Source organism: Gordonia sp. NPDC003424, assembly GCF_053588655.1.
Genome location: NZ_JBSFQJ010000002.1, coordinates 526370 through 551823, shown reverse-complemented (window position 1 = coordinate 551823; position 25454 = coordinate 526370). Strand labels below are relative to the sequence as shown.

The following is a 25454-nucleotide window of genomic DNA, read 5'->3' as shown; positions in this document are numbered from 1 at the left end:
GAGCGAGCCGAGGTAGGTTTCTGGCATGGACAATGCGGAACTAGATGAGCTATACGACGACTTCGTGAGTCGCCTGGACAGCAAGACTCCCGCAGAGGTCATGCGCATCCTTCGCAGGTACGGGGCGAGTGAAGACAGACTCGCGCAGATCCAGGACAGATATGAAGCCGAAATGGCGAGCATCAAGGAGCGAAGCATCGCAAAGGAGGTCGTGAACTCCGGTCGTACGACCTGGTATACCGGTCCTCGCGAAGGGGACCTCTACTGGCCCACCATCAGGCGTCGCCTTGAAGAAAAGGGGTGGTCTGGCCCGTCGATCGCAGCATTAGACAGCTCATCGACCCAGATCATGAGCCGTCTCGACCACCCGAAGACACCGGAATTTCGATCCAGAGGGCTGGTCGTCGGTCATGTTCAGTCCGGTAAGACCACCAGTTTCACCGCTGTTATGGCGAAGGCCGCAGACCGCAACTACAAGTTCTTCATCGTCCTCGCCGGCATCCACAACAGTCTCCGCAGGCAGACGCAACTGCGGTTGGAACACGAGCTAGCATCCCAGCATCCCGAAGACTGGTTTACGCTCACCACCCCTGACGACGACTTCCTGAAGCCGGCAGCCAATGCAGTCACATACTTCGCTGGCCCGGACAGGCAGAAGATCCTGTGCGTCGTCAAAAAGAATGGGACCGTGCTTACCAAGCTCGAAAAGTGGCTCGACGATGCCTCCGAGCACCTCAAGACCTGCGCAACACTCATCATCGACGACGAAGCGGATCAGGCTTCAGTGGCTACTCCCAAGATCAATCCCCTGATCCTCCAAATCATGGACAAACTACCTCGATCGGTTTATCTCGCCTACACCGCGACTCCTTTCGCTAATCTGCTCATCAATCCCGCGAACACCAACGACTTGTACCCACGGGATTTCATCATCAGCCTCCCCAGTCCGAAGCCTCCATATTTCGGCACCGAAGTTCTGTTCGGGCGTGACCCTATCGACGCGGACGACTCCAAGCAGATCGACGACGGCTACGACATGATCCGCGAGATCCCGGAAGACGAGGTTCACAACGTACGGCCGCTATCCAAGGCGGACTACGAAGGGTTTCAACCATCTATTACCGGCCAGTTGAGAGAGTCCATCCTCTACTTCTGGCTTGCCACAGCAGCCCGAAGAATACGCGATATCGGAAATGAACACTCGACGATGCTTATACACACGAGTGTTCGGACCGAGATCCACAACAGCTTCAAACGGCCGATAGAGAGTTTCACCGATCGCATCGAGGAGCAGATCCGCTCGCAAGATCAGTCATTGATCAGTGAATTGGAGATGCTGTGGAACCGTGAGGCCTCCACTGTCCCGGCAAGGGAGTTCAATCGCACTACCATTCCGTTCACGAAGGTATTGGCTGCCCTACCCCAGGTGCTGGGAGACTGCCGAGTGATCCTGGACAACGCCTCGAGCACCGACCGACTTGACTACGAAGGCGCCCCTGTCACCGCAATAGCGGTGGGAGGTAACACACTCTCGCGAGGTCTGACGCTAGAGGGACTGATAGTCAGCTACTTCGTTCGAGCGGTGTCCGCCTACGACACCCTCCTCCAGATGGGCCGATGGTTCGGCTATCGAGAGGGCTACGAGGATCTTCCGCGCGTGTGGCTAACAGACGAGTTGCGTGACTGGTTCCGACATCTCGCAACCGTCGAAGCAGAGATCCGCCGCGATGTTGAGAACTACATGTCGGACGACCTTCATCCGCTAAACTTCGCGGTGCGGATCCGACAACACTCGGCACTCCGCGTCACCGCTGCGGCAAAAATGACCGACGCCGTATCTGCCACGACAGCATTCGGCGGACGTCGCATCCAGACCCATTTCTTCGAAATCGGCGCCGACAATGTCCGTACCAACCAGGCTGCGTTCACCGACCTGGTGCAAGAGATCATCAGATCCGACATCGAAATCGATCACGTGAAGCCAGCGGACCCATACATCTGGCGTGGTGTCGATTTCACGTTGGTGACGAAATTCCTCGGTCGCTATTCTTTCCATCCCGATGCGTACGAGTCCAACGACAACGTGCTACTGGGCTATATTCGCAAGCAGGTTGAAAAGGGCACTCTCAAAGAATGGAACGTCGTCCTGACCAATAACCGTGGTGCTCCGTCGGAGTACCGGGTTCCGAATTCTGATGTCGTAGTCGGTACCGCGGTCCGATCGCGTCTGAAAAAGAGTGATGTGGTCGATATCAAGACGTTGATGAGCCGCAAAGACGCAGCTCTGGACCTCGCTGATGCCGACACGCGAATAGTCGGATTGGACGAGAACGGCATCCGCGACTTGCGTAGTAGCAAGGCACCCGGTGTCGGGCTGCTGGTCCTCTATGTCATCGATAAGGACTCGACGCCCAGCGAGGCCAGAGCAGAGAAGTCGCGCGAACCTCTCGGTGCGCCAGACCATTTGATCGGTGTCGGCGTGGTGTTCCCGCCGGTGGACGGTCAGGACTCGACAGTCGAATACGTCAGTGCTGACCTCTCCGGAGTTGAGTTGGAAGAACTCGACCCTGATTCCGTAGAAGCCAGCGCCTAGATGCCCAAGAACATCGACATCACCTGGTCGCAGCTCGCGTCCGAACCGCCCTCTGCGGAAACCAGACTCCGCACCCGCGACCTCGACGTCGTGACGGTATCGGGACCAATCACCGCCGCTGTAGACATCGACGGTCATCGGCATCTGCTGATTCCGCTGGCGCACAACCAACGCCACCGAACTGGGATCGACGGCGCAAACCTCAGAGTCGGTGAGATCGCTCTCGAGGATTCTGATCGCTACCAGCGGTTCGCTGACATCCAGTGTGTCAACCGGCGTCTGGATGACCTCTTCTCGGAACTCTGTTCGGACGTACTGGACGCGATCGGTGACAGCACAGGCGCGCCACTCGCCGCCACCAACCAAGTTCTCGCAGATTGGCGAGCACTCTTCGCACCACCCGAAAAGCGTTTGTCGGACGCTGAAATCGCCGGGCTCTTCGGAGAGTTGCTAACACTGCGAGATCTTCTCAGGCACAGTCCATCTGCCTTTATCGCATGGCGGGGGCCCACCGGACACCGGCACGATTTTGCGGCAGGCCGTCGGGCGATCGAGGTTAAAACATCGCTGCTCAAGGATGATCGCTCTGTGCGAATCCATGGGCTCGGGCAGCTCGAACCCCCAGACAACGGCGAGCTCCACATGCGGTTCGTGAGGCTCGCCGGCGACCCTGGTGCGCAGTCGCTCGCCGAGCTGGTCGCGGATGTCTTGGCCGATTCGGACGACCGGCAATCCGTAATCGCCTTGCTCGCTCAGGCCGGATACTCGGTTGGCAATGACAGCGAGCATGCGGATCGCCGATTCGCGGTCGTCGAGGACCACTACTTCCATGTCGATCACCGATTTCCCCGTTTGGTATCCGACGACTTACATGAGGATGCACGCGGTTCCGTCCATGATGTGGACTACTCCATCGATCTACCTACCCCCGAACACGCAGCAGATGCCAACGTCGACACCATCCTCGCCGAACTCGTTGCGGAGGTCTTGAGTTGAGCATCGGTTGGCACTCCCAGAAGTTCCCACCAAGCGGCGCCTCGACCGGAGAAGGAATTCGAAATCAGCTCGGTCGACCGCCCATGAACCTACTCACGATTCTGGTTCGCGAGGCTGCGCAGAACAGTTGGGACGCGGGTCTACATCGTGGCCCGCTCGCATTCGATATCGATCTCACCACACTCCCCCCCGACATCGTGCCCCGCTGGCGTGACACGTTGAGCCCAGGCGCACCTGACAACAGAGCGGTTCCCTTGCGCGAGTCGCTCCGCGGGCGAGTCAACATCTTGACAGTGTCGGATCGAGGTACCGGCGGACTCGGCGGACCGACACGCGCCGACAACGCCATCGTCGAGGACAACGACTTCGTCGCCTTCATCCGCAATGTCGGAGAACCCCGCGACACGGCACTGGGTGGCGGCACATACGGCTTCGGCAAAGGGATCTTCTATCTATTGTCGCGCTGCGGAACCGTCCTCATCTACACACGCTGCCGCAACGGCAAATCCCTCGAGTCTCGTCTGATCGCCTGCACGCTGTGGGACAGCTACACAGTCGGCGAGGGTGAGAGCGGCGATCGCTTTACCGGCCGACATTGGTGGGGTGACACGTCGAGCGAAATCGTCGAGCCGATCCTCAACGAGGAGGCTGACCGTATAGCACGAAGATTGGGGCTCCCCAGCTTCCAAGGTAACGACACCGGGACCACGATCAGCATCGTCGATCCCATTCTCGACTTCGACTTCGCTGCGGACGATGAACAGGAGGAGGCTGCCGTCGACTGGATGCGCAAGGCGGTCATGTGGCATTTGTGGCCGAAGATCATTCCGACGAACGATGGCAAGGCAGCTCCTATGACTATCACGGTCTGTCGAAACGGCGCCCCCGTCGAGATACCGGACCCGGAAAAGACGACGCCGCTCAATCGATTCGTCCGTGCCTATCGCGAGCTCGCGAAACCCGAAGCAAAGGAGATCTCGGCGAAGCGGCCGCCGAAGTTCCTCGGAGTCGCCGCTTTCGCCCGCGAGTACACGCCGCCGTTCCCCGAAGACCGCGTCGCCGAAGAATGTGGGTTCTCCACGACATCGCATCACGTGTGCTTGATGCGCAGTCCGGAACTTGTGGTGAAGTACCTCGCCGGCCCCAAGCCCGGCGTCACCTTCATCTCGTACGCCGGCGTGTTCCGCGCCGACGACGGCGTGGATGATGCCTTCGCGAAGTCCGAACCACCCACGCATGACGATTGGGTGTCTTCCCAGCTCGAGATGCCGTCGCGCACGTATATCAACGTCGCGCTCCGCATTCTCAAAGAGTTGGCGAGAGAACAGACGCAGGTTGCTGGCGCCGAAGCAGGCAGCACAGCCGAAAACGTTCCGTTGGGCATGGCGAGCCGAAGATTCTCAGCGTTGATAACGGCGGGAGCATCCCTCACCCGTGGCGAAAGCCAAAACGGCACGGCTGGCAAGTCATCACAATCATCTGCGGGCGGACGAACACGCGGGGGCTCCCGGGGAAAGCACGACGCCACCCGAAAGCCTCGACTCACATACCTCGGTGATCCGTACTTCGAAGAAGTGCGAGACGACTGGTTGATTGCACAGGATTTCAGAGTCGATGCCAGCAGAGAGGTCGACGTCGTTCCAGAAGTGCATGTGATCGTGCCCGGCGCACGAGGGCGCGAACGTGAGGCTCCAGTCAACGCGAAACAGCCGGAGGTGATCGGCTGGTCACGTCAGGACGGAACAGAGTTCGCAGCGTTGCCGAATCTGCGGCACTCAGGCGATGGAGGTTCCTGGAGGATTCTGGTCAAGCCCGCCCCAGATACCGGTACCCAGATCGAGCTCGCCGCTCGAACCGTGGAGTCGTCGTGAGAACCCCCGTCTATCCCTACCGGCTGTCCCACACGGACGCAGTCGAACCTGCAGACTGGCGAGTCTTGATCAACGACCTGGAGTTCGAGGCTCCCGATCATATTCCCGGATGGGACTACAACACCGACCTGACGGTGCGGCGCTCGGTTCGAGTCGACACCGACCGAGTACGTTCGAGTGCTGGACTGCCTCCCGGCACCCCTATCTCGCTGGCTGTGGTTTGGGAATCGAGCGGGTCAAGGCAACAGATGCGCTGCGCGCACGAACTACTCCCCGCGTCCGGTCCGTTGTCACTCGAACTGACTGGATTCCTCCGCGGAGCAGATCTGGGTGGGGTAATCACCCTGAGCACATTCGTCCTGCTTGCGGAAGAGATCTCTGTCAGTAGTCCCTTTACAGCACATCTTTCAGGATCCGAACTGTGGCGAGACGGTTTCGATATACGCCTCGAGGATGAGCGCGATCTCTTTCCCATTGCCATCGTCGACTTCGCTATTGCGGGTTTTCCCGAACAGGCCGGTTGGTACCTCGAAATCAGCGGTGGTCCGGACGCTCCAGCCGCTGGGGCGTTGTTGCTGTGTGTCAACAAGGCGAACAAGGCTGCTGCACAGGCATTCACAAACCTCCTTAACCCCACGCCTGTCGACCTGGCGATCACGTCGTCGGCGTACTCCGACGTGACGCGAACGCTCATCGAGTACGCCCTGATCCTCGATGACTTCGATGACAGCACGGAATTCTCCGACGACAGTCTCGGGGCCGTTATGCAGGGAATTTTCCGGCGATTCTTCGAGGGCCGGACTGTCGAAGACGTCCGGCGCATGCACATGAGCGATCCGACGGGCTTCGCGAGTGAAGTCCAAGCAGTCACCGCGCTATATCAGGAGCTAAATTGAGCCGCCTTTATCCCCGCCTGCTCCATAAGGTCGCCGCGGCGCGCTTCGCAGAGTTCGCCTCCTTAGAGTTGCCCGAACTCACAAGGCGTGCAGGAACTTCAGACGAAGGTCAGATATTCACAGCGACAGGGGGAAGCCGGATCTCTGCTGGTGAACTCGGCATCCACCGTGAGCAGATCCTCGATATCGCGAGCAGTGTCGGATTTCCGGATTCGAGCGTGTCCCGCGCAGGTGGCGCCGAGTTCGACACGCGTGTAGCCCGCTATCTTCACGAGAACTGCAACATGGTTCCAGCAGAGGCTGCGTCAGCAGACGTGTGGTCCTTCTGGGCAGTGGTGCTGTTACCCGACGTCGCATATTGGCGGTTCCCCGAGCCTGGTCCCGACCGCATCATTCCCGGTGACCTGACCCGTCACACCTTTGGAAGGCTCTGGTGGCGAGCACAACTCATCCATGAGGCTGGCCAGGCGGACTCCTACGAGTACCTATCCCGCATCGGCGGTGAGTCGTTCGGCCAGATCTACGAGCGACGTACCTCCCTCGGTGCCAGCCCGACCGTGGTTCGGTCGATCATCCGGGTGTGGGATTCGCTCGGCGGCGCAGACCGCCACCGTGAGGAGTTCCGCGACTCACTCAAGCGCCTCCTGCGACTCGGCCTCTTCGTTCGTTTTCCAGCGCTTAGCACGGATCAGCTGGACGCCATGGTGCGCAACGCCGCTCAAGAATCGCTTGATGCGCGTTCAGCGGCCTATCGCGGCCCGACCACACGGTGACGCGGGAGACCCTTACCTGGAATCACGCAACGGACAGTCTGGATGTGTCTGTGCCTGGATTCAGGCTTTGGCTTGTCTTCGCGCGAAGTGCGGATTCCTGCATACGTTGCACCTCAACGTGATCAGGCATCCGCCACTGAGCAAGCTTGCGCTCGAACAGCTTCTCCGAGATCTCGAGGCCCAGTGCGGCCGCTAGAACGTGGGCACCCATTCGCGGCGGCACGGCATTCCCGATCTGTAGACCCTTATCTGCTGCTCGCCAAGGGAAGTCGATTGGAAACGTCTGCAGTCGCCCGGCTTCGCAAGGGGTGAATCGCCGCTCCGCACCGTCCTCGAATACCATGCGATTTCGGAATACCTTGCCCGTCACGGTAAATGCCGGGCGATCGTGACCCCGGCGACCGCGGTTTGCAGGATCGCCACCATTCCCATAGTTCGAAATCACGCTGAAGGGTTGTTCGATTCCCAGCGCACGACCCATTCCTTCCCAAGGGAGCCCCGACGTCCCCTTCTTGAACCGGGCTGGTTCTCCGGCTGCTGTTCGAACGTAACCCCGGTGCGTCGGCTTCGGCAGAAGGACATCTTGGCTGTCAAGCCCTCGCCGTGCAACCAGAATCGCCCGCCTCCGAGTTTGCGGGACTCCATACATCTCGGACCAGAGCACACCGACATCGACTCCGTATCCGTGCTCTTCGAGCACCCCCTGCACCGCACGCCAGACCGGCTCAACCGTTCTGACTTGCTCCAGCACGACTGCCTCGAACGGCTGGCCAGCCTGGTCAGCCCTTAGTACCCAGATCAATGGTTCGAGGACCAGTCGTGTTCGTGGGTCCTCGAACGCCGCGAGTTCTTCTTCCACGTCCTCGAGTTGACCCGTACCCAGCTTTCGCACCAGCGCCAGGACCGTATCCAGCGTGCGTCTCCCGTGGCCCTTTCCCGCAACCGTGAAGGTCTGACAAGGCGGTCCTGCGACCAAGACGTTGGCTGCAGGAAACATGGTCGGGCTCCAGTCACGTACATCCGCATGAATAGTGGCGAGACCGGCCGCTCGTCGTGTGGCCACCGCAGCGGGGTCGAACTCAACCCCGATCGACTGGACTCCGAGCCAGTGGGCTGCCACATCGAACCCCCCGGGACCTGCGAAGAGGTCCACTATTACCGGCTTCTCATTCAACTGCGGCAACAACTCGCCGACCCCTTCCCGCATACGACTGAGCGTAGCCGGCAGGAACGACACCACAAACGGGTACCTACAGCGTGTCCAACATCCGGTCTCAAATCAGCGCCGCCTGCACCACGAGTGTGAATCATCCTCGGTTTGATGCACGCCTCCTTTTCTGGGGAAGGTGCAGCATGCCGAGTAGGTACGATCTGGACTCGGGCAAGGTGGTCCGGCTTTAGTATCACTGTCGAGCAAGCGGTCTCGCGGATGCATTCGCGAAGGAGCTCAACTCCATTACGCGGGCGTCCTGATCAACTCTCGCGGCCTCCGCCCAGCGATCTCAACGCATCCTCCAGCGGCGAGAGCATCTGACCGACAGCACCGTCTGGACGAAGCAGGCCACGAGCCCGTTTCGTTACTGCTCGTTCGTCCGGACTGAGCATCCCGGCAAACCGCTCGTCCAGCAACCATGACGCGTCGGATGCCGCGAACGCCGCGACCGCGTCGAGGAAGATCTCCATACGACGGATCCGACTCCACTCACTGGCGCCTTCGCACACGAACCAGCCGAACTGGTTGGTCCACAGGTTCTTTCGTGCCGACGAGCCGGACACGTCTACGAATGTTCCCTGCAGCGACTCGCCGCCATTGAGGCGAAGGTACTCATCCACCTCCATGGCCAGGCGGATGACGTTGTCGTCGGCCAGCGAAGCACCCACGATGAGGAGATGCTTGGTCATCAGAGTGGCCTGCAGTAGCGACCCGGCAGGTCTCGAGCGCGCGTCGAACAAGACGAAGTCGCGGCGGGTGAGCACGATGCTCTCCGGTCTATCGAGGTCTCCGTGCAGTTTGAGCAGCCAGGGCCGACCGACCTCGACCGCCTGCCATGGAAGCACCGTCGGCGCTGGGCGCCCGGTGGCGGACACCGCACGTTCGAACAGCCCGTCGTAATTCGTGCTGATGGACTCGCGGCAACCCAATCCCGCGAGCAACCCGTGCGCGAGCGCAACCTTGGTCGGTGCCCCGATGACCTCGGCGACAACGTCATTGAGCACTTCCGGTTCCACGGCTTGCTTGAGGAGTTCGGCTTTGTCGAGGCCACTGAGATCGGCCCAGCTCTCGATACCGGTATCGCAGCGCTCGGCGATCTGCTCCAGCAGCCGATTCCAACTCGGCAGTCCCGCAGCCATACTCACGCCGGCGCCCAGAAACAACGCGAGATGACCGTGGCGTGCCAACTCGCCCAACCGCCGCGCCTCCGCCAATTCCCGTTCCGACAACGACCAGGTCGCCGGTGTGCCGTCGGCGACGACTCGGCGCCGATGCTGCGCAGCGCTGAACAGTGACCGATCCGGCGTCACCAGGACGATGTCGAGACCGTGATCGACTGCAAGACGCCGCAGTGCCTCCAAGAGCACGTCGAGGACAGCGCCACGATCGGCTCCCTGGCCTTCCCCACCGATGCCGAGAACCGGCAGGGCCACCCGAGGAAGCACCCGGGAGTCCGGTGCCGGCAGCTCAGCGCCAACGATTTCGGCGAAGACATCGTCGATGCGGCGGACGAGGTCGTCGCCGCTGACCATTCCCGTGTCGAAGACGTTGAGGAACCACACGTTGTCGCGGGTCTGGCTACGCCCGTATTCCTGCGGCCAGACTGAGGGCTTGGCGGCTGATCGTGGGCCGGTGACAGGCCGCCAATACCGCCGGACCCGGAAAGCCGAGTCTGTCGGGATGACAAATGCATCGACGTCGAAGTTCTCGATCAGCCCGTGGATGACGAAGAGGTGGCCCGGCTCGGTAGGCTCAACCTTCTTGGCACCGCCGGGCTTTGATTGCCGCGTTCGTTGCTGCTGCAGATCGAACAGCGCGAACTCGAGGACATCGGCGCCGCCCAACTCGTCCGCCCACTCGTCGGCGGCCGCCACGTACCGTCCATAGTCGTCGTGGCGCACGTACCTGGGCCTCAACGGCATGTCCGCGCTGACCACGTCGTGGAAGGCGACTCGGACGAGCTCGTCAAGGATCAGTGGCCGGGGTCGATGCGCTGTCGTGTATCCGGCAAAGTAGAGCAACTTTGTCCCGAACGACATGTTCAGTCCGCGGATTCGATGAGTCCGGAAGAGTGCCCGCCACCCGGCATTGGCACCTTCGGTCCGGGCTGCGTTCACGATCCCCACGATGTTTGCGGCTGCAGTCGGTTGACGAAGGATGGCTGCGGTTCGTGCCGGGCCGTATCCGACCCGCCCGTATCCCCACACCATCGACAGCAGGAACACCGCGACCGGGTCGATGTCCGCTCGGTCGTGGATGAACGCGCGTTTGATGCCGCCGTTCTCGACGACGTGGGCGCACAACTCGTCGAAGACGGCCTCGTGCCCGGCGAACAGCGCTTCCCACCGTTCGGGATCACACTCGATGACCTGGGCATCCACGTCGGCTTTGGAATACCGTCTGAGCGCTTCCGGGATCGGTGTCACAGGACCTCCTGGTGGGTTGGCATCCGCTGTCCCACGATTTCATATCTCGACCACTGGCAGCTGCCACCACCCGGCCAAAACGAAGCTCGACGGCCGAATGCGGAGAACAGAGATCTCCCGCGCAGCGGACCTACCCACAGCTACCGTGAAACCCGTGCCATCCCGATATCCACTGAACCAAGGCCAGATCATCACCAACGACGACGGTCGTCGCTACCGGATCGACGAGTATCTCGGGGGTGGCGGCTTCGGCACAGTGTTCACGGCACAGCAGTTGTCCAAGAACGGTCGGCGCGAGATTCGCACTGTGTGTGTGAAAGTCTGTTCCTCCGCTGCGGATTGGCACGGGGAAGCACATTTCGGCAATCTGCTCGCCGGCCATTCCGAGGTGGTCGAGATGCTGGACGCATTCGCAGTCGGCAGTACGCCGAAGAGCAAGATCCGGTACGTACTCGTGTCGGAATACCTGAGGGAAGGCACCGTTGCCGAATTGATCGACGATCCAGAATGGAGCGGATGGTCTCCTACTGTCGTCCATCGGGAACTCTCACGGCTTCTTCGGCTACTCGCCATCATGCATGCGGCAGGTATTACCCATCGGGACATCAAGCCGGACAACGTCTTTCTTCGAGATGGTCACCTTGTCCTCGGTGACTTCGGAATTTCCAAACAGACGCTCAACCCGCGACGATCCCCAATCGACGCTTACACACCGATGTATTCACCGACCGACATCGAGCAACGCCTGCACTGGGGCAGCTGGATCGACGTCTACCAGGTCGGACTCCTCGCGGGAGCGCTGCTCACCGGCACCGACTGGTACAACGCAGACATCGGGCACATCCGCTCGCTGGAGGCGCCGGAGGAGTTGAAATGCTGGATCTGGCACGCGACGGCACGTAAAGGACTGAAGTATGTCGATGGGACCCAGGCTCATTCGGCCCTGACCGGACTCGGCAAGATCGATATGCGGAGCACTCGCGGCCCGGCGACGCTGCACGGCCACCACGTGGTGGTCACCGGACGGTTCGATACCGGCACCCAGCAGGAAATGAGCCGACTCATCACCGAAGCAGGAGCGACCATTCAGGCAGCGGTCAACAATGACACCTCGGTGGTCGTTCGCGCCCCGCAGATAGCCAACACCGTCGGAAACTCCGAGGGCCGAAAACTTTACGCGGCACGGGAGCGCAAACGCCGCGGACAGCGGATCCACATCATCACCGAGAACCGGCTGCGAGCACTGTTGGAGGCGGACCTGCACGCCGTCGGCGGGTGAGGTTGGTCGGCCGCATACGACCCCCGTCCGGCTCGTCTACAGGCACTCGTCGCACACGCCTGTTGCAGGGAGCACCGTGAAGTGGACTGCGCAGACTCTTGGTAGTTCGTCGGCCCTGGATTGCCGGTTCTTCCGCTCGCGCGCAGCACTCGCCCGTGGCGTCAGCGTCGGCTCGCCACCACCTGGTGGGAGGTTGGCGCCGAAATAGCGGTAGCACTCGAGTCGCATCCTCGCCGCATGGTCATCGAGTTGATCGTCGTCCAGCGAGGAGGTTTCGCCACCGGCGATGGCGGAATGACGGTAGCCGTCCCCAACTGTTCCGTCTTCCTTCACGCAGAGCGCACCGAGCTGCAGAATCTGCTCCTGCTCGCAGTGCGTGATGACCCCCGCCAACACGCCACCGATCCAGTTTGGCAGGAGTGCATCGTGTTTGACGCCTGACTGCGTTTGGACAAAGTCGGCGAGCTGCTTATACGTGACAACTCCGTTGTACTTCTTCGCCGTGCTCGTCAGCAGATCCACTGCGCACGGCACCCACGCGTCGATGGCGTCGTTCATCGACACAGACTGCCCGTCAAGGGTGTAAGGCATCGGCCAACTCCTTTCAATCGCCAGACTTCTCAGACGACTTCCGGTTGAGGCTGCCGCTCCAACTCGGCGAACTTGCTCTTCATCGTCTCGTTGCGCCGGGTCAGTTTCGTGATGGTGAGAGCTGTCGCCTTGTCGTTGGCGAGGCGAAGGCTTCTCTCCGACCCGCGCAGTGCGGCCTTCACTTTCTCCAGCCTACTTATCGCGGCGTCGATCTCGCCGATGGCAGTCTCGAACTTACGCTTGGCGAGGTCAAAGTCCTTGCCGAACTTCGACTTGAACACCTCGAGTTCGGTCTCGAAGTTGGTGATGTCGATGTTCTGCTTCCTCACCTGCACGAGTTCGGTCTTGACCACGATGGTCTCCTGGGCCGCGTTACGCAGCAGGGCGATGATCGCAAGGAAGAACTGTGGGCGAACGACGAACATCTTCGGGTACTCGTATGACACGTCGGTGATACCCGTGTACAACTCGGAGTCCGCTTCGAGCATCGACACGAGCACCCCGTATTCACAGCCCTTCTCGCGACGATCCTTGTCGAGCTTGGCAAAGAAATCGAAGTTCTTCTGCTTGGTCGATGACACGTCGGCCTCGTTCTTCATCTCGAACATGATCGAGATGTACTCGACACCGTCGTCGCTGAAGTCTCGGAAGATGTAGTCGCCCTTTGTCCCTCCGGAAGCGTCGTTATCCTTGCCGAACTGAGCGTTCGGGAATGCAAGGGACCGAACCCCGTTGAACTCCGTCTCGCAGTGCTGTTCGAGGGTTTCGCCGAGAAGCTTGACCGACAGCTTCGCCTTCATGTCCTTGAGGCGATCGATGAGGTCATCCTTGAGCGCGATCTCCTTGGAGTAGGAATCCTTGAGTGCCGCCTCGGAGACCTTCTGTTCGGCCTCCTGCAGGGCGAGACTGTTCACAGCCTGGTCGAGTTTGTGTTGCACATCAGAGACTGCCTGTGCGAGGGCGAATTCTTGCGTCGTGTTGACTCTTTCGAGTTCGGCCGTCAGTCGCTGGATCTCCGCGTCCTGCTTCGCCACGGCCTGCTGGGCGTGCTGGGCGACCTTGGCCTCGGCGATCTCTATCTCGGTCTTCTTGGCCTTGTCTGCTTCGGCAAGGCGCGCGTGGAGTTCCTTCTCGAACTCCGCAGTTCGCACCTGCTGCAGGAGGCCGGCGTACTCTGCCTCGCTGACGGTGAATGCTGTCCCGCAGTGCGGGCACTCGATCTCGTTCATGACTGTTCTCCTTCTCGTATCGAGAACGTCCGACGAGGATTTCCGACTTCTGCCCAGCAGTGGTGAAGCAGTAGGAAACCGCTCGCTCTGTGCTGCAGTTGCCGGGTGGCCATTGCTTGGCGACGACGCCGCCTTACGTTCTCGCTCTCGATCGCTCGCGATGAGTTATCCGTAGCATTTGTCGTAGTTACGCATGGATTCATTACAGCAACCCATCGCACGTTCAACCTGGCCGCTTGCGGTTCACCAATGCAGCTGTCGCTGCAATTACATTGCACAACAGCTACTTTGGAATAGTACGAAGGCACGGATCGGTTCTTGACGCCATTTCGTGGGGACCTTCGTCCCAGCCAAATCGAGTACCTTCGTCGCGATCGTGGCCACCAATTCCCTCATGGCGGCTGTGGACGGCCCCGGAACTCTCGGCAGCGGGATTCTCTCGCCGGCTGCGGCGGCGCCCGCGGTCGCTCGGTGGAAGGTGCAACGCTCGACGACGCGGCCTCTCGCCTGGTGCTATCGCAGCTTCGCGCGAGCCTTGACCAGCCGCTCTGCAATCGATGGCGATGACTTCCCGGACGGACAGGCCCGCTGGAACCTATCGAGGATGCTGACTTCCGCTGCGATGCTTCCTGTCTGGCGGTAGATGATCGCAGCTTGTTCCGTATACCAAGGTGGCGGTGCGTATTCGTGGTACCGCGCATCGCGTTCGGCAGTATCGACGCATTCGAGAATCAGCTCGAGCGCCTCCTCATACCGCTTCGAGCGTTTGAGCGCTTTGATTGGTTCAACCCATTCGGTGAAATCCTTGCCTCTGACCAGGCGTCGCCGTTGGTCCTCGGCTTCCTCTCCGCCCGCAGCCAGTCGACTCTCCCTGAGCAGGGCCTGTTCCTTGGCGGTCTGACGGTCCCGTGCAGCCGACTCTGTTTCGTCTTCGTTGGCGATCGCAGATTCGTAGGGACCAAGTGTGATTCGAGCTTGTGCTCGTGCGTTGTCGGGCATATACACGCGGCACTGTATCGCGCAATCGAACCCGACGTACTCGTCGCGCCGAATGACATCTCGGACGATGTCTGAGTCCAGCGCGCCGACGAAACCCATAAGCTCTCCGTCGATATAGGTGGCGATGACGCCGCGTCCTCGCGGTGAGTGAGGGTTCTCGCGGACGACCGCCGTGGTGTGCATAGCTTGACCGTCGGGGACGTGAGCTCTCTGGAGGAGCGCGGCGATTGTGTCGGTGAAATCCCCTTCATACGCGAGCTCTGCTGGGTCAGGGAGCGTGACTTCTACCGTTGGCAGCGCATCTGCCAGTATTGCGTCGGCCTGGTGTTCCCGAACAGCAGGCTTTCGCGGAATGTCCTGTGCGGGCACCTCGTGCCCGGCCAGCTCTCGCGCTCTGCGTAACCGCGCTTGCAGACCTTTGGTGCCCGCGTGATCAGGGTCGGCCCGGAGGTAGCGTTCGATCACCGCAACCTCGGCGTCGTAGTCCTTGAGCGAGCGGTATACGATCGCGGCCTGTTCGGTGGGCCACGCGGTTGGCCGCGTGAACGTGACCGCTGCACCGCGTTCGGCGGCGCAGATGCATTCGTTGAGGAGTGCCTGCGCGCGGTCGAAGTCGCCGTCCGTGCGCGCCTGGGCGATGTCGGGCCGAAGGGTCTCGAAGTCGCGTCCGTTTACGAGTCTTGCCGCGTCGGCAGCAGCGATTTGGCGCAGCAGACTTTCATCGGTTAGCCGCTCGGTGCGATCGGGGCTGAACCTTCCTGGCCACTGTGGTTGGTCGACATAGCTCCACTCGGGCTCGTGTTCTTCGCTGGGTTCCAGCGTCACTCGCGCCGACCATTTACCATGTTCAAAGATCGCCCAGACGCGGGCTGCGACGATGACGTGCGTATGAGACTTGTTGGCGCGGATCACTTTCGGTTGCACTTCGGGTGCCATCTCAGCCGGCACGTGACCGACGACGAGACCGCCGATGTGGACTGCAACCGCATGCCTGTCGTAAGGATTCTTCGGTTCCGGGACGAGTTCGGCATCTCGCCAGATGAGTCCGCCCAGTGGCTTGGCCGCTGTTCGAAACAGTCGAGCAAATGACTCTTGATGGTAGCTTTCGCCGGCGATCTCGACATCGGTGACGAGCGGCGTCGACGAGGGTGTTCGTGATGTCGACGCCCGAACCGGGTGAGAGCCGACCGCTGGTGTCGGTGTCGGTGTCGTCGAAGCCTGCGGACGTTGAGCACGATTGATCTCCGCCACGTGCTGCAACCAGTCTCGGAGCTGTTCAAACTGGACCTGCGTCTTGCGGGTGAACACGACAGTCGTCGGGTCACCAGCAGCCGCTTTGGCCGGGGCAATGCCGGCGACAACAACCTGCAGGTAGCCGTTCACCAACAGAGTGGCCGGCTTGAAGTTCACTCCGATGACCGACGGGAGTGCAATTCGCGCCCCGGTACCGAACGCTGCGCCGACGGCCGCACCATTGACCTTCGTGATCGATGACGCGTCCACTTCAAATCGTGCGCCGTGACCGTTATAGCTTGTGCAACGATCCGAACTCTGTGCGATATTCACGATCAACTCACTTTCCAAGACCCGAGCACCAAGACCATGGTCGGCGCACACTCACCATGCGATCACCACCGCATTGTTGCCACCCACGTACCGCATCCCGACGGTCGATCCACCGCTGGAGAAGGTGATCGTGATCGAGTCACCGCTCATCGTGTAGTTCTGTCCGGTCACCGGGCTGTAGGCCGTGATGACCGACGAGCCAGTACTGCGGTACGCCGAGCCGACGTTGTCGGCGAACGCGCACGAGGTGACGCTGGTCGCCACACCCACTCGCCCCGACGGGCACACGGTGAACAGCTCCCCACCGCTGGAGACCGTGGTGTTGGGCTCACCCTGGTCGGCCGGGACCGGCGCTGCCGGCTGCTGCGCCGGTGCGGGAGCCGGGACTGTTTCGGTCTTGGTCTGCGCGGGCGTCTGGGTCTGTGTCACCGTCACCGGCGGTGTCGTCGTGGATGCCGCAGGCGTGGCCGGGCCCCGGGTGAGCAGCCATACGCCGCCGCCAACCACCAGTAGCACCAACAAGACAACGACCACCGACGCCAGGGCAATCAGGGCTGTGTTGCCTCCACGCGGCGGTTGCGGGGGCAGGGGTGGGGGCTGCTGAGCCGGGTAGCTCTGCCACTGGTTCGGGTCGATGGGTGCGGTCGGGTAGGTCATCGGTCGTTCTTCTCGTTGTGGTCCATCAAGTCGGTGCATCCGCTGATCGCCGTCGAGACACGATCCGCAAGAACTTCATCGTCGTAACCCAGTCATTTGTTAGCCTGATCCGCGGTTTCGAGTGCGCGATGGAGTGCCACCACTCAACTCTGGGTCGGCGCGAATCGTGCTGTCTACGTTCATATCTGGATCGAGCAGGTAAACCGAGGCGGGCACCGCGGCTGCCGCACAGGGACCTTCAGCACTCGAAATTGAGTACCTTTGACCCCATTGGCTGTCTCGCGGAAGCCCGGTCACGATGCGGGTATGCCGACGCCGCCGGCCGACTAGACCTAATCACCCACGTCGGCTTTGGAATTCCGGCTGTGCGCTTCTGGCATCGTTGTCGTAGGACCTCCTCGTGGTTGGCGCCCCGACCCTCGCCATCTGTTGCAACACAGGGATAGTCAAAGAAGCATCTTCCGAATGCCCTGCTCCCCAGGCGCAGTGCTCGCCACCTGGACCGGGATGCCCCGAACACAAGCCCGATCACCCGTCGCGGAGGGCTGCCGCCAGCGCCGGAACGTCAGTGGTCGCCGCAGTCCAGAGCAACTCTGGTTGGACTCGGTGATAGGCGTGCACCAGCACGTTTCGAAGGCCGATGAAACCAGACCAATCGACATCCGGCAGCGTTGCGCGGAATTCGTCGGTGAGCACACGACACGCCTCGCCAATGATCTCGACCAGCCGTTCGGTAACCAAACGCAGATCCTCGTCGCATTGCCAGTCCTCGAACGACATGCTGAGCCGACGAGCAAGCCCGTCGGGATATCGGCAACGCGCGCGTCGTCGCCTCGGGTCATAGGGGGACCGATTCGGCGAGAATGCGCCTATCGCGCGGCAGCAACCCGCCCTCGGCGACCACATCGACAGCCGTTCCCAACCGTTCGCGCAGTTCGTCGATGAGGTGCACCTGGTCGAGCAACGACCGGCCTTCCTCGAATGTGACCAACAAATCGATGTCCGACCCCTCGTGCTGCTCACCGCGTGCGACGGAACCGAAGACACGGACGTCGTGAGCCCCCCACCGAGCTGCCACACGCAACACCTCGTCACGTCGCGCACGCAGCGCGGCGAGGTCGAAAGGGCGCCGATCACGGCTGGTCGCGGTCACCACCACATTGTGGCCCATCCGGCGGCGAGTGGTCGCGGCGAGTGGTCGACTGGTGCCCGAAGTTCTGCCGTTGCGCCGGCCGAGTCGGCGATGCACGAAGGCCAGATCATCACCAGTGACGACGGTCGAAGACGTTGCGTCGCCACAGCTCGTCCCCCGCCACGAAACAGTCACGGCGTCCGCCTGTGTACAGATCTGCTGGAGACGCGCGCCAGCTAGACTCACCTCCGTGCCCGCCGGACCCGACCCGATGACCCTGGGTCAACGTCTGGTCACCGTCCTCGAGGATGGCCGTCGCACCGCAACTTACAAACTCGCGACGATGGTCGCGCTGCTCGACCTTGCCGTCGAGCATGTCCCCGACGACCCGACCGCCGCTGTCGACATCAATCTGGACGACCTCGCTCACCGCGTGATGGATCTGTACTGGCGGCAGTTGCGGCCGCTGCAGGACGTCGACGGCGACCACGTCCTGCGGCAAACCACCCAGCCCTCGGGCAAGATCTTCACCGCGGTCACCACGTTGCGCACCGCCACCATAACCTCTCGCTCCCGCGAGATCCCCATCGAATCGGCCGCGATCCACGCATCGGCGATCTACGCGTCAAGCCGAGTTACGGTGAAACGCAGCCTCGTTGAGATGCCACTGAAGCGGCTGCAACAGGTCGGCACCGGACCCTACGACTGCTTCCTCTACGACGACAGCTGGATGGGTCGGGATTCGTTGCGGGCCATCAACGATCACGGCAACCGTCTCACCCTGTTTCCCGGCATCTGCCACACCCTCGCCCAACTCGCCCCGCTGGTGAAACCGGCGTTTCAGCTGGCCTGGGTCGACGACGTCCGTCGGATGAACAAGCTGCTCCTCGACACCGGACCTGATCTGGCACATCATCTGTTCGGTGCCGACCGCATCTCGCTGGCGAAGCCGGCAGAGGTACTCGCCGAGCAGTTCGGTACCCAATGTTTCTACTGCTCAAGCCGTTTGCCACGCTCGCGGCACGTCGACCATGTCCTGCCCTGGTCGCGTGTCGGCATCGACGGCCTGAGCAACCTGGTCCTCTCGTGCGCCGAGTGCAACGGCAACAAGTCCGACCTGCTCCCCGACCCGCAACTCGTGCTGCGTGCGCTCGACCGCGGCCACACCGTCCTCGACGACCTCGCAGCTTCCATCAACTGGCCCAGCCAGTACCAGCGGGTCGCGTCGGTCGCCCACGGCATCTACTCGACGCAACCGGAGTCGACGCCGATGTGGTTGGGGCGGAAACAGATTCGACCGTTCGAACGAACCGACATCAGCTGGCCGACGGTGGCGTGGTGAGCTTGGACGCTGAGCGTCAGAGTCCTACGCGGATCCCGGGTCGTCCATCCCGGCGTGCACCAGAACATCGAGCCGGACGGATGCGCCGATCGGGACATCGTTGGGCTGAACGACGGTGAGCATGGCGTTGATCTCCGCCGGAGTTGTGGGCCGAGCCTGCGCGTGCCACGTCTGGAGTTGATCAATGGTGGACAGCAGGGTGTTGAAATCGAGATTGTAGGGTCGGTGCATCAACCGGCGAGCACGCGACGACTCGCCGTCGCGGGTCAGTCGGATGGCTGGAACACCATTGCTGAGTACCTCGAAATCGACCGCTGCCGAACCGAATTCGTAGTGCGAACCATCGCCGAGACCGACGCCATCACCGCGGAGCAGCAGCGGGCCACGTTCCCGGTGACTGACGACGGCGAGGACCGGCACGAGGCCCAGACCCAGGACCGCCGGGATCACCAATCGCCAGGCCTGCCAGTACCCCAGGGCGACGGCGGCGATCATCCCGACCGACATGATCCCGCCATCACCGCGATGATGATCACCGGATTCCGATAGGCCGGCTGACGGTACACCGCGACCCCGCGTTGCTGACGGATCACCTTCTTCGGCCGGCCTGGGCGAGGCGTGACGCTTATCCAATCCATTGCCGCACACCGGTGTTACGGCCATCGTCACTCAGCATCCACCCGACATGCTTGGGGGTCCGCAGCACCAGCGACCGGTCTTCGATCCGCAGCTCGGGCACGGTCCGTTCGATCACCGTCTCCACGTGATGGATGTCCTGCAACGACCGCAGCCACATCGCCATGACGATGGTGTAGGGCCCCAGGCTGCGGGCCAGCAGCCGAAGGTCTTGCAGCGTACTGAGTTTCGCGATGGCGTTGTCGACGCTGCGCGCCGTCGTGGAGATGAAGAACCAGGCGTAGGCGGGTCGCCCGGAATAGGCGCGCGCAACCTCCGTGCGCACCGTGACCCGGTTGGACGCGAGTAACTCATACAGTGCGGCGCGAGCACGGTCGACCGGCATCCCGGTGCGCTTGGCCACCTCGCCCGGTCCGGCACGTCCGTCGGCGATCAGCGCACCGAGCGTCGCCTGCTGTTCGTCCGCGGTGACGGCGGCCTTACGGACAATCGGACGTAGCCGCGCCACCTCACCCAGCTGAGCGGTCTCGTCCGACGACAGCGACCGCAACTCCCACCCACGGGCATCGCGGACGACGTCGCTGAGGATGTGGGTGCGCATGGACCGCACGTCGTGCAGGGCGGTCATCCCGGTGAACACATAGTCGGCCAACGCCTCCTCGTCGACCGCGTTCACCGTCGCGACGATGTCGCGGCCACCGGTCGTCAAGTCGATCGTCATCGTGTGCGGGTCGCGCGCCATGATCTGCGCGATCTCCAGCGAACGACCGGGCGGGCAGTCGATCTCGATGATCGCGATCCGCTGATCGGTCGGGTAGGCCGCCACCCACGCCAGCCCCGCGTCGTGCAGCTTCTTCCATCGTCGGGACACCGTCACCGGGTCCAGCCCGAGCACTCGTCCGAGATCCGTCCACGACGCCCGCGGAGCGATCTGCAGGGCGTGGATCAGCCGCAGATCGTCGTCGCCGAGAGTTCCCGGGGTTTCCTGCTTCCTGCTCATACGCTGCCATTCTCCCCTGATCTCGGAGCACCGTACCCGAATTTGACGCGAATGCTGCGTCCAGCGGGGTCGAACCGCCCGCGATCCGGACCATTGAGCTCACACCAACGCTGTTGCCCCCATCACCAGCTCGTACCCACCAGGAGTCCCTCCCCATGACTACTCTCAACCGCGTGACGCATCCCCGGAGCGCCACCCCACGACATCCGGTCACCCGGGCCGTCTGGACGGCAGCCGTTCTCGCGCTGGTCGTCAGTTCGATCGCGCAGGCCATCGGCCCCGCGAAGATCCACCTCGGCCCCGCCGAGCTCGCCATCTTCCCGATGGTGTGGGCGCTGATCGCCGCCGGCCTCATCTCCGCGCAGAAGATCCGCCCGATCGGCCCCGCGGTCCAGCACGCGGCCGACGGCATCATGGCGGTCGGCGTCATCTTCCTCTGCGCCCGCCTCGCCTTCACGGTCGGCCCGAACGTCAGGGTGCTGTTCGACGCCGGACCGGCGCTGCTGCTGCAGGAGTTCGGCCATCTGCTGGGCACGGTGGTGCTCGCCCTGCCGATCGCGGTACTGCTGCGCATGGGCCGGGCGACCGTGGGCGCGACGTTCTCCGTCGACCGTGAACCCTCCCTGGGCATCGTCTCGGAGCGCTACGGCGCCGAGTCCGACGAATACCGTGGCGTGCTCTCGATGTACGTCTTCGGCACCCTGTTCGGGGCGATCGTCGTCACCTTCCTCGCCTCGCTGCTCACCTCGTTCAGGTTCTTCGATCCGCTGGCGCTGGCCATGGGTTCCGGCGTCGGCTCCGGATCGATGATGGCCGCCGCGGCCGGGGTGATCGCCGACGCCCATCCCGAACAGTCCTCACAGATCCTCGCGATGGCGAGCACCTCGAACCTCATAACCGGCATGCTCGGCACCTACGTGGGCGTGTGGATCGCCCTGCCGCTCGCAGACTTCCTGTACCGCAAGATGACCCGCACCCCGAAGCCGGCCCGTGCCGTCGACGCCGCGACCACCACTGAACTCGACGCCACCACTCCCGCTGCCGACGAAGTCGTCGCCGACACCCACCCGTCGGTCCCGCTCGGCATCGGCACCGCCATCTTCGTCGTGGTGTCCACCGTCGTCGCCGCCATCGCCGCCAAGGGTTTCTCCTGGCACCTGATCGCCGGCATGGCCATCGTCACCGCCGTCGCCTTCGGCGGGTTCGCCGGCAACCGGTTGGTGCGCAAGGTCCCAACCGTCATCTGGGCCACCGCCATCGGCACCGCGTTGTCGCTGCCCTGGTCGCCGGTCGCCGACGTCCTCGGCAAGCAGGTCGCCAGCATCGACTTCCTCTCCATGTGCGCGGTGGTCCTGACCTTCGCCGGACTCGGCCTGGGCAAGAGCCTCCCGCAACTGCGCATGGTCGGCTGGCGCATCGTGCCGGTCGGACTGGTCGCCCTCGTCGGCTCGTTCGTACTGTCCACCGTGATCGCCGAGTTCACCCTCGGCATGTGGTCCTGACACCGACAACCGCCCTCCTACCGTTTGAGACAAGGACATCACCATGACCGACATCCTCGACATCCCCGCCACCACCTCGGCCACCGAGCTCCGTGACACCGTCGCCAAAGTGATTGCTGCACAATCTGATCAGCTGCTCAACGTCAGCCACGACATCCACGCCCACCCCGAGCTCGCCTTCGAGGAGACCCGGGCCGCCGAACTGCTGGCCCGGGTCCTCGAGACGGAAGGGTTCTCGGTCACGCGCGGCGCCTACGGCATCGCCACCTCGGTGGAGGCGGTCTACGGGTCCGGCGACTTCCGGGTCGTGCTGTGCGCCGAGTACGACGCGCTGCCCGAGATCGGCCACGCCTGCGGTCACAACGCGATCGCCGCGATCTCCCTCGGTTCGGCACTCGCGCTGCGGGAGGTCGCCGACGAGCTGAACCTGCAGGTGGTTCTGCTGGGCACACCGGCCGAAGAGCACGGCGGCGGGAAGTGCAAACTGCTGCGCAACGGGGCCTTCGAAGACGCCACCATGGCGTCGATGGTGCACGGCGGCTCGGGCGAGCTCGAGATGAGCGCCGCCCAGGTCCGGATGCAGTGCGTCGACCGCTTCGACATCACCTTCACCGGCCGCGAGGCGCACGCCGCGGCCGCACCCCACGAGGGCATCAATGCCGGCTCGGCCGCCACCCTCGCGCAGGTCGCCGTCGGCATGTTGCGACAACACCTGCGCGACGGTGTGCGCCTGTCGGTCATCACCACCGACGCCGGCACGGTCACCAACATCGTGCCCGGCCGCGCCCAGCTGTCGGTGGAGGTCCGCTCCGCCGAACTCGACGACATGCTGTCGGTCAAGCGTCGCGTGCTGTCATGCATGGAAGGTGCGGCCATCGCCACCGGTTGTCAATGGTCGTCGCGTCGTGCCGAACCGCGCTACCTGGGCGTGACGCCCGACGGCGCCCTCGCGTCCCTGTGGGACGCCAACCTGGGTGCGGTCGGCCGGGAGATCGATCCCGCACTCGCCGGCACCAGCGGTTCCACCGACATGGGCAATGTGTCGCAACTGATCCCGAGCCTGCACCCGATGATCACCTTCCAGGGCAGCACGGCTCCGGCACACACCGTCGAGTTCGCCCGCGATGCGGCGAGTCCCGCCGCCGACGACGCGATCCTCGACGCCGCGACCGTGCAGGCGTGGACCGTCGTCGATGCGGCCGCCGACCCCGAGATCCGGGCATCGCTGCTGCGTCGCGTGGCCGAGCGGCCGGCCGGTGCCACGATGATCGACCAGGATCTCGACTGATGACCGCGCCGGTTCTGCCCTTCACCACCGCCGGGACATCCTCCCGGCGGTGGCCGGCGCCGACGACCAGTCTGTTCGAGCTGTTCTCCATCGGACTGGGGCCGTCGAGTTCGCACACCGTCGGTCCGATGCGCGCGGCGGCCATGTTCGTCGACGAGGCGCAGGCAGTGCTGGCCGAGCCGGGGCCGGTCGAGTTGTCGGTCGATCTGTACGGCTCGCTGGCGGCCACCGGCCGCGGCCATGGCACCTTCGATGCGGTGCTACTCGGCCTCGAGGGCAACGACCCGGCGACCATCGACCCCGACTACGCCCGGGCGCGGTCCGCCGAGATCGCGGCCGGCGATCCGCTGCGACTCCGTACGGGTCACGAAATCTACTTCCGTGCAAGCGATATCGCGTTGCATCCGCGTGTGGTGCTGGATCGGCACACGAACGGGATGCGGCTGATGCTGACCGTCGGCGCCTCGACCCACGAGGCCACCTACTACTCGGTGGGTGGCGGGTTTGTGGAACGTGAAGGTGCGCAGACCGATTCGCGTCCGGCGGCACCCGTGTTCGCCGATGCCGACGACCTGCTCGCCCTGTGCGCGCGGGAACACGTGACGATCGCCGAGGTGGTGTGGGGTACCGAATGCGCGATGCGGCCGGCCGCCGAGGTTCGGTCCGGCCTGTTGATGATCTGGGAGGCAATGGAATCGTCGATCCGCAACGGCCTCAACGCCGACGAAGATCTGTTGCCGGGTGGTCTCGGCGTATGGCGCCGGGCACCCGGCCTGTATCGTCAGCTGCTCGCCGACCACACCCCCGACGCGATGGACTCGCTGTCGGTGGCGGCGATTGCCATCAACGAAGAGAACGCCGCCGGCAACCGCGTGGTCACCGCCCCGACCAACGGCGCGGCCGGCATCGTTCCCGCGGTGCTGTATCACCTGCTGCACACCATGTTCGGGCACGACGACCCCGGCCGCCGTGAGCAGGCGATCATCACCTACCTGTGCACCGCGGCAGCGGTCGCCATCCTGGTCAAGCAGGGTGCCTCGATCTCCGGCGCCGAGATGGGCTGCCAGGGCGAGGTGGGTTCCGCATGCGCCATGGCCGCCGCGGGCGCCGCCGCGATCATGGGTGGCACCCCGGCACAGGTGGAGAACGCCGCCGAGATCGGCATCGAGCACAACCTCGGCCTGACGTGCGACCCGATCGGGGGTTTGGTGCAGATCCCGTGCATCGAACGCAACGCGATCGCCTCGGTAAAGGCCGTGAGCGCCGCCCGCATGGCGCTGCGGGGCAACGGTGTTCACCGGGTGTCGCTTGATCAGGCGATCGCCACCATGCGCCAGACCGGACTGGACATGTCGTCGAAGTACAAGGAAACCAGCCTCGGCGGATTGGCGGTGAACGTGCCGGAGTGCTGAATGGGATCGCCGACGTTCGATGTAGCCCGACAGAAACAGTTGAGCCGAACGTC

The 25454-nt window shown here is 62.9% G+C and carries 20 protein-coding genes; 10 read left to right on the top strand and 10 right to left on the bottom strand.

Going from position 1 to position 25454, the window contains the following annotated elements:
• Positions 1-25 precede the first annotated feature (25 nt).
• From ACWDTI_RS05075 to ACWDTI_RS05055, 5 genes are all read left to right on the top strand, one after another.
• On the top strand, positions 26-2593 hold the full coding sequence (locus tag ACWDTI_RS05075; protein ID WP_449736933.1) for a Z1 domain-containing protein: 2568 nt from the start codon (positions 26-28) through the stop codon (positions 2591-2593).
• Positions 2594-3589: a PD-(D/E)XK motif protein gene (locus ACWDTI_RS05070; protein ID WP_449736932.1), complete on the top strand. Its 996-nt coding sequence runs from the start codon at positions 2594-2596 to the stop codon at positions 3587-3589.
• A gap of 83 nt (positions 3590-3672) precedes the next feature.
• Complete coding sequence (locus ACWDTI_RS05065; RefSeq protein WP_449736931.1) at positions 3673-5460, top strand: hypothetical protein; 1788 nt, start codon at positions 3673-3675, stop codon at positions 5458-5460.
• A 65-nt stretch (positions 5461-5525) separates the two neighbouring features.
• Positions 5526-6356 carry a hypothetical protein gene (locus ACWDTI_RS05060; RefSeq protein ID WP_449736930.1) on the top strand — a complete coding sequence of 277 codons (831 nt, stop codon included), beginning with the start codon at positions 5526-5528 and terminating at the stop codon, positions 6354-6356.
• Positions 6353-7129 carry a DUF6339 family protein gene (locus ACWDTI_RS05055; protein ID WP_449736929.1) on the top strand — a complete coding sequence of 259 codons (777 nt, stop codon included), beginning with the start codon at positions 6353-6355 and terminating at the stop codon, positions 7127-7129. The genes ACWDTI_RS05060 and ACWDTI_RS05055 overlap by 4 nt, the downstream gene beginning before the upstream one ends.
• Positions 7130-7151: 22 nt before the next feature.
• On the opposite strand, the gene ACWDTI_RS05050 is transcribed toward ACWDTI_RS05055, so the two are convergent.
• Positions 7152-8336, bottom strand: a complete 1185-nt coding sequence (locus ACWDTI_RS05050) for a DNA cytosine methyltransferase (protein WP_449736928.1) — start codon at positions 8334-8336, stop codon at positions 7152-7154.
• A gap of 266 nt (positions 8337-8602) precedes the next feature.
• Positions 8603-10723 carry an 8-oxoguanine DNA glycosylase OGG fold protein gene (locus ACWDTI_RS05045; RefSeq protein ID WP_449736927.1) on the bottom strand — a complete coding sequence of 707 codons (2121 nt, stop codon included), beginning with the start codon at positions 10721-10723 and terminating at the stop codon, positions 8603-8605.
• Here ACWDTI_RS05045 and ACWDTI_RS05040 point away from each other — a divergent pair.
• Positions 10707-12047: a protein kinase domain-containing protein gene (locus ACWDTI_RS05040; RefSeq protein ID WP_449736926.1), complete on the top strand. Its 1341-nt coding sequence runs from the start codon at positions 10707-10709 to the stop codon at positions 12045-12047. The two genes, ACWDTI_RS05045 and ACWDTI_RS05040, sit on opposite strands and share 17 nt — an antisense overlap.
• A gap of 36 nt (positions 12048-12083) precedes the next feature.
• On the opposite strand, the gene ACWDTI_RS05035 is transcribed toward ACWDTI_RS05040, so the two are convergent.
• From ACWDTI_RS05035 to ACWDTI_RS05010, 6 genes are all read right to left on the bottom strand, one after another.
• Positions 12084-12605, bottom strand: a complete 522-nt coding sequence (locus ACWDTI_RS05035) for a hypothetical protein (RefSeq protein ID WP_449736925.1) — start codon at positions 12603-12605, stop codon at positions 12084-12086.
• Between the two features lie 62 nt (positions 12606-12667).
• The gene (locus tag ACWDTI_RS05030) at positions 12668-13867 is read right to left on the bottom strand and encodes a DUF2130 domain-containing protein (protein ID WP_449736924.1); all 1200 of its coding nucleotides are present in this window, start codon (positions 13865-13867) and stop codon (positions 12668-12670) included.
• A gap of 513 nt (positions 13868-14380) precedes the next feature.
• Entirely contained in the window at positions 14381-16432 is a 2052-nt protein-coding gene (locus ACWDTI_RS05025) for a hypothetical protein (protein WP_449736923.1), read from the bottom strand.
• Positions 16433-16483: 51 nt separating this feature from the next.
• Positions 16484-17089, bottom strand: a complete 606-nt coding sequence (locus tag ACWDTI_RS05020) for a hypothetical protein (RefSeq protein ID WP_449736922.1) — start codon at positions 17087-17089, stop codon at positions 16484-16486.
• 528 nt (positions 17090-17617) lie between these two features.
• The gene (locus tag ACWDTI_RS05015; protein ID WP_449736921.1) at positions 17618-17869 is read right to left on the bottom strand and encodes a HepT-like ribonuclease domain-containing protein; all 252 of its coding nucleotides are present in this window, start codon (positions 17867-17869) and stop codon (positions 17618-17620) included.
• Positions 17870-17927: 58 nt separating this feature from the next.
• Positions 17928-18242, bottom strand: coding sequence for a nucleotidyltransferase family protein (locus tag ACWDTI_RS05010; protein WP_449736920.1), 315 nt, complete (start codon positions 18240-18242; stop codon positions 17928-17930).
• A gap of 250 nt (positions 18243-18492) precedes the next feature.
• Between ACWDTI_RS05010 and ACWDTI_RS05005 the strand changes: the two genes are divergently transcribed.
• Complete coding sequence (locus ACWDTI_RS05005) at positions 18493-19563, top strand: HNH endonuclease (protein ID WP_449736967.1); 1071 nt, start codon at positions 18493-18495, stop codon at positions 19561-19563.
• A gap of 24 nt (positions 19564-19587) precedes the next feature.
• Here the strand turns inward: ACWDTI_RS05005 and ACWDTI_RS05000 are convergent, their stop codons facing one another.
• Both ACWDTI_RS05000 and ACWDTI_RS04995 read right to left on the bottom strand, forming a co-directional pair.
• Positions 19588-20070: a hypothetical protein gene (locus ACWDTI_RS05000; RefSeq protein WP_449736919.1), complete on the bottom strand. Its 483-nt coding sequence runs from the start codon at positions 20068-20070 to the stop codon at positions 19588-19590.
• A gap of 118 nt (positions 20071-20188) precedes the next feature.
• The gene (locus ACWDTI_RS04995; RefSeq protein ID WP_449736918.1) at positions 20189-21199 is read right to left on the bottom strand and encodes an AsnC family transcriptional regulator; all 1011 of its coding nucleotides are present in this window, start codon (positions 21197-21199) and stop codon (positions 20189-20191) included.
• 173 nt (positions 21200-21372) lie between these two features.
• On the opposite strand from ACWDTI_RS04995, the gene ACWDTI_RS04990 reads away from it, so the two are divergent.
• The 3 genes from ACWDTI_RS04990 to ACWDTI_RS04980 are packed head-to-tail and all read left to right on the top strand — an operon-like array spanning position 21373 to position 25401.
• On the top strand, positions 21373-22701 hold the full coding sequence (locus ACWDTI_RS04990) for a DUF3100 domain-containing protein (protein ID WP_449736917.1): 1329 nt from the start codon (positions 21373-21375) through the stop codon (positions 22699-22701).
• A gap of 43 nt (positions 22702-22744) precedes the next feature.
• Entirely contained in the window at positions 22745-23989 is a 1245-nt protein-coding gene (locus tag ACWDTI_RS04985; RefSeq protein ID WP_449736916.1) for an amidohydrolase, read from the top strand.
• Entirely contained in the window at positions 23989-25401 is a 1413-nt protein-coding gene (locus tag ACWDTI_RS04980; RefSeq protein ID WP_449736915.1) for an L-serine ammonia-lyase, read from the top strand. The genes ACWDTI_RS04985 and ACWDTI_RS04980 overlap by 1 nt, the downstream gene beginning before the upstream one ends.
• Positions 25402-25454: the final 53 nt, after the last annotated feature.

Bases quoted from the DNA above. Each gene is read 5' to 3' on its own strand.
- ACWDTI_RS05075 (WP_449736933.1), top strand. From the start codon at position 26: ATGGACAATGCGGAACTAGATGAGCTATACGACGACTTCGTGAGTCGC.
- ACWDTI_RS05070 (WP_449736932.1), top strand. From the start codon at position 2,594: ATGCCCAAGAACATCGACATCACCTGGTCGCAGCTCGCGTCCGAACCG.
- ACWDTI_RS05065 (WP_449736931.1), top strand. From the start codon at position 3,673: ATGAACCTACTCACGATTCTGGTTCGCGAGGCTGCGCAGAACAGTTGG.
- ACWDTI_RS05050 (WP_449736928.1), bottom strand. From the start codon at position 8,336: ATGCGGGAAGGGGTCGGCGAGTTGTTGCCGCAGTTGAATGAGAAGCCG.
- ACWDTI_RS05040 (WP_449736926.1), top strand. From the start codon at position 10,707: ATGACCTGGGCATCCACGTCGGCTTTGGAATACCGTCTGAGCGCTTCC.
- ACWDTI_RS05035 (WP_449736925.1), bottom strand. From the start codon at position 12,605: ATGAACGACGCCATCGACGCGTGGGTGCCGTGCGCAGTGGATCTGCTG.
- ACWDTI_RS05030 (WP_449736924.1), bottom strand. From the start codon at position 13,867: ATGAACGAGATCGAGTGCCCGCACTGCGGGACAGCATTCACCGTCAGC.
- ACWDTI_RS05020 (WP_449736922.1), bottom strand. From the start codon at position 17,089: ATGACCTACCCGACCGCACCCATCGACCCGAACCAGTGGCAGAGCTAC.
- ACWDTI_RS05015 (WP_449736921.1), bottom strand. From the start codon at position 17,869: ATGTCGTTCGAGGACTGGCAATGCGACGAGGATCTGCGTTTGGTTACC.
- ACWDTI_RS05005 (WP_449736967.1), top strand. From the start codon at position 18,493: ATGACCCTGGGTCAACGTCTGGTCACCGTCCTCGAGGATGGCCGTCGC.
- ACWDTI_RS05000 (WP_449736919.1), bottom strand. From the start codon at position 20,070: ATGTCGGTCGGGATGATCGCCGCCGTCGCCCTGGGGTACTGGCAGGCC.
- ACWDTI_RS04995 (WP_449736918.1), bottom strand. From the start codon at position 21,199: ATGAGCAGGAAGCAGGAAACCCCGGGAACTCTCGGCGACGACGATCTG.
- ACWDTI_RS04985 (WP_449736916.1), top strand. From the start codon at position 22,745: ATGACCGACATCCTCGACATCCCCGCCACCACCTCGGCCACCGAGCTC.
- ACWDTI_RS04980 (WP_449736915.1), top strand. From the start codon at position 23,989: ATGACCGCGCCGGTTCTGCCCTTCACCACCGCCGGGACATCCTCCCGG.